The organism is uncultured Campylobacter sp. (assembly GCF_937949835.1).
Classification (GTDB): domain Bacteria; phylum Campylobacterota; class Campylobacteria; order Campylobacterales; family Campylobacteraceae; genus Campylobacter_B.
The window spans coordinates 1-7,057 of the sequence record NZ_CALEDC010000003.1 but is presented as its reverse complement, the minus strand read 5'-3'; the positions used below and the strand labels follow the sequence as shown (position 1 = coordinate 7,057).

Below are 7,057 nucleotides of genomic sequence, written 5' to 3'. Positions count from 1 at the left end.
ACCCTTTTTAAATACATTTAAAAGAAAAATTTATATATAATCCTAAGATAAAAAATTAATGATTATACTTAAGGAGCAAACGTGCAAATTCCTATTCGCTACGGCAAAGATGATATCATCGACCTAAGCGTTCCGGAAAAAAATTTACTGGGAGTTTTTAACCCCAACCCCGTGGCTAAATTCGACGAAACGGCACTCATCGCAAAGGCTCTGGCAAATCCGATAAATCAAAAAAGCTTTGATGAGTTGATCGCTGGCGATGAGATGCGCGCCGTGCATCTAAAACCATACCACGACATCCAAAAGGCCGTGGACGACGCGCTCGCGCAAAAGGGCGCGGACGCCAAAATCATCATCCTGCCGTTTGGCTCGATGACGGTGCCTAAGGTTTAAGCTTGGCGAAATTTCTTTACTACGACGCAAGTGCGGGCATCAGCGGCGATATGAATTTAGGCGCGTTGGTGGATTTGGGCGCGGATTTTAGCCATCTTTGCGCCCAGCTTGCTAAGCTAAATTTAGCTAGCGAGTTTTACCTACGCAAGCGCAAAGTGCTAAAATGCGGTATCTCCGCAACCAAAATAGACGTCGTCTGCGCGGCAAATCTGGGTCAGCTTCCGCTTGGCCTCTCGGGCGCTAAATTTAGCCCGCGTCAAAATTTAAACGGCAAAATTCACGGCGCCGAATTTAGAGCGGATAAGCCCGCCCAAAACCGCCCGCATCCGCGAAATTTCGCGCAAATTTTAGAGCTTATCGAGAGCTCTAGCCTAAGCGCTTTCGTAAAAAAAACGGCAAGCGAAATTTTTAGCGTTATCGCGCGAGCCGAGGCCAAAGTCCACGGCACTAGCGTAGAGCAAGTACATTTTCACGAAGTGGGCGCCGCGGACAGCATCGCGGACGTAGTGGGCGCGGCTATTTGCTTGGAGGCCTTGGGCGCGCCGCAAATTTTTACTTCGCCTATCGAGCTTGGCGGCGGTTTTGCGCACTGCGCTCACGGCAGGCTGACCGTACCGGCGCCTGCGGTTTGCGAAATTTTAAAAGGCGCGCAAGTAAGCCTAGGGCGAGCGAATTTCGAGATGACTACGCCCACAGGAGCGGCGATTTTAAAGGCCTGCGCACTAAATTTAAGGGAGCAAGACCGCCGCGAGTCGCCGCGAAATTTTAAAATTTTAAGCACGGGCTACGGCGCTGGCGATAAAGACGTCGCAGATTTTGCCAACGCGCTTCGCGTGATACTTTGCGAAACGAGCGAGGATTTAGGCTTGAGAGATGAGCCAAATTTGAGCGTGCAGATCGGCTATGGCGAGCTTTGCGAGCGGATTTTAATCTCCACTAATATCGACGACATGGACGCCGAGAGCTTTGCCTTTGCGTGCGATATTTTGCGAGATAGCGGCGCGCTGGCTTTGAGCTAAACGCGCTGTGCCGCAAGCAGGACGCCGCGCGGATAAAGGGGCTAATTTTCGCGCATACGACGGCGATCGGAGTTAGAGAGTGCGCCGTGAGGAAAACGGAGCTTGCGCGCGAGTTTTGCGAGGTAGAGACTAAATACGGCAAAATAAGGCTTAAAATTTCGCGTGGCCGAGTTTGCGATTTTAACGCCGAACAAAATTTAACGGACGAAAATTTAGCCCGAAATTACCCCGAAATTTTAAAAATCAAGCCCGAATTCGAGGACTGCAAAAAAGCCGCGCAGAGATTTCAAACGACGATCCGCGAGGTTAGAAACGAGACTTTAAAAAAATATGACGAAACTAGAAATTCTAAAAAATGATATAAAAAAGCTGGAAAATTTAGCCGTAGCGTTTAGCGGCGGCGTGGATAGCTCGCTACTGTTGCGCGTTGCTGCCGATACGCTAGGCCGGCGCGCGGTAGCTATCACGCTAAAATCGCCCTATATGTCGGGGCGCGAGATAAAAGAGGCGATGGAATTTACCCGTACTTACGGCATCAGGCATGAAATTTTAGAGCTAGAAGCACCCGAAGCGGTAAAAAATAATCCGCAAGATCGCTGCTACGTCTGTAAAAAGGCGGTTTTTACGCGGCTAATCGAGCTGGCAAAGCATCTAGGCTTTACAAACGTCGCCGACGGTACGAACTTAGACGACCTTGGCGAATACCGCCCGGGGCTTAAAGCAAAAGACGAGCTTGGCGTGCTTTCGCCGCTTAAAGGCCTCAAAAAATCAGAGATTAGAGAGCTTAGCCGCGAGCTTGGACTGCCGACCGCGGATAAGCCCAGCTACGCGTGCCTTCTGACGCGTTTACCGCACGATAGGGAGTTTTCCGCGGAGGAAATTTCGCTCGTGGAGCGAGCCGAAAATCTGCTAATCTCGCACGGATTTTTAAACATTCGCGCGCGATTTGACGGCAAAGCCTTTAAGCTGCAAATGGGTGCGAGCGAGACTAGGCGCTTTTGCGCGGGAGATTTTAGCGCCGTCGTACGCGAGATCGCCGCGCTTGGCGAGTATGATATTTTGCTTGATTTAAAGGGGCTTCGCGGGGAGATTTTAAATGACGAAAGATGAGGCTTTAAATTTCATCCGTACCGTAAAATCGGGCGAAAAAAGCGAACGCGAAGCGATAGAGTTTTTACGGGATTTTCCTTTTAGCGACGTGGGCTGCGCCAAAATCGACACTCAGCGCGCCCTGCGAAACGGCGCGGGCGAGGTGATCTACGGCGAGGGCAAGACGGATGATGAAATTTTACGCATCGCTGGTGCGATCGGCGCAAGGCGGCAAAATATCCTGATCACGCGCACGAACGAGCGGGTTTTTAAACGGGTGCGCGAGGTGCTGCCGCAGGCGGAGTTTAACGCTCGCGGCCGCGTGATCAGCGTCAAATTTAAAGAGCCCGCGCTCACGCAAAGCTACATCGCGATAGTCTCTGCCGGCACCGCCGACGGCGCGGTAGTGGAGGAGGCGTACGAGACGGCGAGATTTCTAGGCAACGACGCGCGCAAATTTAGCGACGCAGGCGTGGCCGGACTGCACAGACTGATCGCAAATTTAGAGCAGATACGCGGCGCAAAGGTCGTAATCGCGGTCGCCGGCATGGAGGGCGCGCTGGCTAGCGTGCTAGCAGGGCTTGTTAGCGTGCCGGTGATCGCGGTGCCCACCAGCGTGGGATACGGCGCGAGTTTCGGCGGGCTAGCGGCGCTACTAGCGATGCTAAACAGCTGCGCAAACGGCGTTAGCGTCGTAAATATCGATAACGGCTTTGGCGCTGCGTATAATGCAAGTCTGATAAATCATTTGTAAAATTACGCCCGCACTCAGACAAATAAACGGAATAAATTTGAGTGCGAGAGCCTATCGATCACAGAAGCAAACCGCAACAGCTACCAAGCCGTAATAGTGCAGTGGCACGATAGTAAAGACGGTAAAGATAAACAAGCTAAGATCGGCGGCGGAGAGCAAACCTATAAGCTAAATATCCCCGAGCCAAAATCAGACAATGAAGCCTTTAAAAAGGGCGAAGCCAAGCTAAACGAACTACGACGCGGCGGAATAAACGGCTCGCTTACCGCCACTGGTAGAGAACTAAGGGCCGGCATAAAACTAAAAATAACCGGCGTAACCAGACTTGAAAATGTAAAATTTAGTATTAAAAGCGTATCGCACAATCTAAACACTATAAGCTATATGATTTATCTGGAGTTTGAGGGGTAGGATTATATCTGATTATAAAAATACTCTTTTTTGCCTTTTCGGTAATACCCATCTATAATGTCTGTAAGTTCAAATTCAAAGTAATCAAATACTTTTTTAAATTCTATTAATTTTTCTTCGGACACTGTCAGGAAAGGCTTTTCTGTTTCTAATTCTATAAAGCTTTGCTTAAAAAGTTTTATGCCGTAGCCTTTATTTTTATAAGGGGGCATAACAGATAAGTGGCATAATTTTTTTTCGTTATATTTTAGTATAGCAAGACCCCTGAGATTATTATCATCACAGGAAGTTATAATTTTTTTTGTCCCGTCTTTTAATGACGGCAGTACATTTGTAAAATACCAAATATCAAAACTTGGATAGTATTTTTTTGCATCTTTGATATAGTTATATAATGTATATTTATTCTGTATCTCTGCCTTTATCAGCTGGGTATGATGCAGTGTTAGGTCGATTGTATTGTCAAAAGGTAACATTAAAAAACCGTTTTAATAAGCAGCAAATAGCATTGTAAATAGCATTAGATATTATGGCCACAAATATTACGAATGATAAGAATTTATATTTTTCGAATTTTGAGCTTTTATGATGAAGGCTTTTTAAGAAAAGCTGATAATTGTCTATCGTACCGTCGCCTAATATTTTATCTTTAAATTGATAGACCGTCATTTTTTGATTTGCATCACTTCCTATATATTGATTCCATAGATTATCTTCTAAAACCCTAAAGCTTTTTATAGGTCTGCTTTTTTCAATCAATTCAGTTGTAGAGTCAAGTATAACGAAAGTATTAATTTCTTTAAATTTTATCCTTTTGTCTGATTGTTTAGTAAATTGCCTATCTAAATTTATTGAAATTCCAATTGTTTTTATCATTTTTATAAACGGATTGACTTTTGTATCTGAAAGAACAGTATCTGTTATCTTATCTCTAATATTCTTAATCCTAAATCTAAAATAGCTGTTTTTCTGTTTTTCTTCTACACTCATTGTTATACTAGAATCGCTATTTATAGTGGTCTTACAAAGTTTTATATCTCCAAGCTTATATTCTCTTAGTCTAAAATTTAATTTATTTTTATCCAAATGAGTCTCTTCGTTAAAAATCATATTTAATGTCTTACCATCACGAAGCTTATCTTTTATGTCTATAAATTCATCCTTAAGTATGTCAAATGGAAACATGATCTCTATATTAAAATTTCTATCAAGATTATTATACTCTTTTCTAGAAATCAATATACCTATTTCTATATACGAATACTCTCTATCGTTTGGCAAAAATATATTTAAATGTAGTACTGCTTCTATTTTATCGGCGATATCTGAATCTAAATTTATAAATATAGCTTGTGTGCAATATGGGTTTATTTTCATCTTTACATTCCTAAATATACATAAACGATTGTGGTGCCACAAAATTTGGGTATTGCAAATAAGGACAAATTGCCTCTTTATATTTATTTGCGGATTTAATCTTAATGGCAAAACCGGTACTCTTGCCATTAAAGTATTTTAGATATCTTTCTTTATCTATACCGGCATCCATGCTTGTTTTACTCCATAGTTCTTCTGGGCTTGCCTCCAAAATATTATCAACTATAAATTCTCCTATAATTTTTCCAACTGGCTTTGTGGCATATACTTTAATCTTATTAACGTTTTTTTTAAATTTTACCTTTCTAAACTCAAATTTTTTCGTACCATCAAAAATAGCCTCAGCGAATTCCGGCTTAATGGATAATAATGCTGTCATTTACTAAACCTTCTTTTAAAATTGCAAAAAAAGCCTCATCTGTAAGCTTCGCAAAACCCCAGTAGGCTTCTTCGTAACCTATAATTTCTCTAATCTTCTTTAAAATAACACGTCTTTTAAATGATATATTGTATGCCATTTTTATTATTTTTGTGTAACTTTTTTTGATAAATATATTCTCTAATTCATCATCAGTAAATATATTATGAGGCTTGCAGTATTTGATGAAATCATCCAAGTCACTAAAACTGGATAAATCTTTATATTCTTCTACAACGCACAAAGAGGTCACGACCGATGAGTAGTTCGCGCTTTGGGCATTTTCATCTTTTGTTCTATAAATGAGTAAGCAGTCACCTCTCTTGAGTTGCTCGACGCCTTTCATTTTCGCTATATACACCTTATGAATACTATTTGATTCAGACATGTCTTTTAGTATATCATAGCTTTCTGTGTTTAGCATAGAGTCCGAGAACATACCAGTATGATATTTCGGGTATATACTTAAAAGATATTTGTCGCTTGTCGCATTAATAGCCGGATAGTCCAGCAGTATATCATTTTTTAGCGCCTGCACATGAGTCGGTATATTTTTTGTTAATACTAGCTCATTGATTTTTTTGCCATGCTGGACAAACCCATATCTTTTTAATAGTTTTATTAAAGGTGCTTGTTTTTCAAAAGACGTTACATAGATATTATAAATGTTGTTTGCTACGGCAAAATCAAAAATCTTCTTTATAATGCGCTCTCCAAGCTTTGTCCCATGCGCATCTATCTTAAGAGTTCCTATCTTTAGCCATGTCACATTTGTGTCAAGTGTCGGATTTATATCCGTATTATCTATTGGGCTTTCTATTTTTAAGTACAAAAAGGCTACTATCTTGGTATCATCAAATAGTATATATGCTTTTTCACCGGCGTTTGCTTTTTTCGCTATCCATGTATCAAAACCTTTATAGTCTTGCCTTAAAGAGTCGAAAAAGGAATCAGATGTGTTAATTTCACGTATATATTTCTCTTGGATATTTGACATTTTAACACCTCTTGAAATTTTCCAAGCAATTGTATCAAAGATTATCTAATTTTATTCTTTTAAAGCCATCGTCGCAATATCGGCAAGGATCTTTAAAGGTATTTTTTGAATTTAAAACGATAATAAAAAGATTAAAAAAATTTACGTTTCAAATCAAAGTGAAAAATGTGATGTTTTAGCCCACTTTGATTTGAAACGTGGTTTTTACAGCTAAATTTGAAGGCTAAATTTAAAAGGAAAGCGTTGCAAGAGATAAATTTAAGCTTACAAAAGGAAGCTCTAGTAAAAAGGCAAAGCGTGCGAACGAGGCTAGCGTTTTTGGTCATGGCAGTCCTGATTTTAGCGGCTGAAATTTACATAGCGATCTGCGTAAAGGGCGGTTTCGTGCGCCACTACGCGGGTGACGTTCTGGCCGTCATCTTGCTTTATGTTTTGACACGGGTTATTTTTAACGCGCCGCCTTTAAATTTGCCGTTTAAAATTTTCGCGTTCGCGGCAGCCTTGGAGCTCGCGCAGTATTTTGGCGCGGTGCAAATTCTAGGCGTAGAAAATAAAATTTTAAAGATAATGATCGGCGGGACGTTTGATCTTACCGATCT

The 7,057-nt window shown here is 41.6% G+C and carries 9 protein-coding genes and 1 pseudogene; 6 read left to right on the top strand and 4 right to left on the bottom strand.

The annotated features are described in order from the left end of the window. Positions 1-81: 81 nt before the first annotated feature. From Q0256_RS00080 to Q0256_RS00060, 5 genes and pseudogenes are all read left to right on the top strand, one after another. Positions 82-393: a lactate racemase domain-containing protein gene (locus Q0256_RS00080; RefSeq protein ID WP_149706637.1), complete on the top strand. Its 312-nt coding sequence runs from the start codon at positions 82-84 to the stop codon at positions 391-393. 2 nt (positions 394-395) lie between these two features. Then, positions 396-1,771, top strand: a pseudogene (locus Q0256_RS00075) (LarC family nickel insertion protein). Next, entirely contained in the window at positions 1,743-2,522 is a 780-nt protein-coding gene (larE, locus tag Q0256_RS00070) for an ATP-dependent sacrificial sulfur transferase LarE (protein ID WP_122873473.1), read from the top strand. Before Q0256_RS00075 ends, larE begins: the two are co-directional and overlap by 29 nt. Next, entirely contained in the window at positions 2,509-3,255 is a 747-nt protein-coding gene (gene larB / locus Q0256_RS00065) for a nickel pincer cofactor biosynthesis protein LarB (RefSeq protein WP_297958918.1), read from the top strand. The genes larE and larB overlap by 14 nt, the downstream gene beginning before the upstream one ends. 96 nt (positions 3,256-3,351) lie before the next feature. Then, positions 3,352-3,666, top strand: a complete 315-nt coding sequence (locus Q0256_RS00060) for a hypothetical protein (protein WP_122863435.1) — start codon at positions 3,352-3,354, stop codon at positions 3,664-3,666. Between the two features lie 2 nt (positions 3,667-3,668). Here the strand turns inward: Q0256_RS00060 and Q0256_RS00055 are convergent, their stop codons facing one another. From Q0256_RS00055 to Q0256_RS00040, 4 genes are read right to left on the bottom strand one after another with little or no spacing between them, the layout of a single operon-like run. Beyond that, complete coding sequence (locus Q0256_RS00055; RefSeq protein WP_122863436.1) at positions 3,669-4,142, bottom strand: GNAT family N-acetyltransferase; 474 nt, start codon at positions 4,140-4,142, stop codon at positions 3,669-3,671. Further along, a complete protein-coding gene (locus tag Q0256_RS00050; protein ID WP_232037819.1) occupies positions 4,129-5,043 on the bottom strand; it encodes a hypothetical protein in 915 nt (304 codons plus the stop codon). Before Q0256_RS00050 ends, Q0256_RS00055 begins: the two co-directional genes overlap by 14 nt. 10 nt (positions 5,044-5,053) lie before the next feature. Then, positions 5,054-5,422 carry an ASCH domain-containing protein gene (locus tag Q0256_RS00045; RefSeq protein ID WP_297958915.1) on the bottom strand — a complete coding sequence of 123 codons (369 nt, stop codon included), beginning with the start codon at positions 5,420-5,422 and terminating at the stop codon, positions 5,054-5,056. Next, on the bottom strand, positions 5,400-6,458 hold the full coding sequence (locus Q0256_RS00040; protein WP_297958914.1) for a hypothetical protein: 1,059 nt from the start codon (positions 6,456-6,458) through the stop codon (positions 5,400-5,402). Before Q0256_RS00040 ends, Q0256_RS00045 begins: the two co-directional genes overlap by 23 nt. A 243-nt stretch (positions 6,459-6,701) precedes the next feature. On the opposite strand from Q0256_RS00040, the gene Q0256_RS00035 reads away from it, so the two are divergent. Further along, on the top strand, positions 6,702-7,057 hold a 356-nt coding region (locus tag Q0256_RS00035; protein ID WP_297958912.1), incomplete at its 3' end, for a DUF2809 domain-containing protein.

Bases quoted from the DNA above. Each gene is read 5' to 3' on its own strand.
- larE (WP_122873473.1), top strand. From the start codon at position 1,743: ATGACGAAACTAGAAATTCTAAAAAATGATATAAAAAAGCTGGAAAAT.
- larB (WP_297958918.1), top strand. From the start codon at position 2,509: ATGACGAAAGATGAGGCTTTAAATTTCATCCGTACCGTAAAATCGGGC.
- Q0256_RS00055 (WP_122863436.1), bottom strand. From the start codon at position 4,142: ATGTTACCTTTTGACAATACAATCGACCTAACACTGCATCATACCCAG.
- Q0256_RS00050 (WP_232037819.1), bottom strand. From the start codon at position 5,043: ATGAAAATAAACCCATATTGCACACAAGCTATATTTATAAATTTAGAT.
- Q0256_RS00045 (WP_297958915.1), bottom strand. From the start codon at position 5,422: ATGACAGCATTATTATCCATTAAGCCGGAATTCGCTGAGGCTATTTTT.
- Q0256_RS00040 (WP_297958914.1), bottom strand. From the start codon at position 6,458: ATGTCAAATATCCAAGAGAAATATATACGTGAAATTAACACATCTGAT.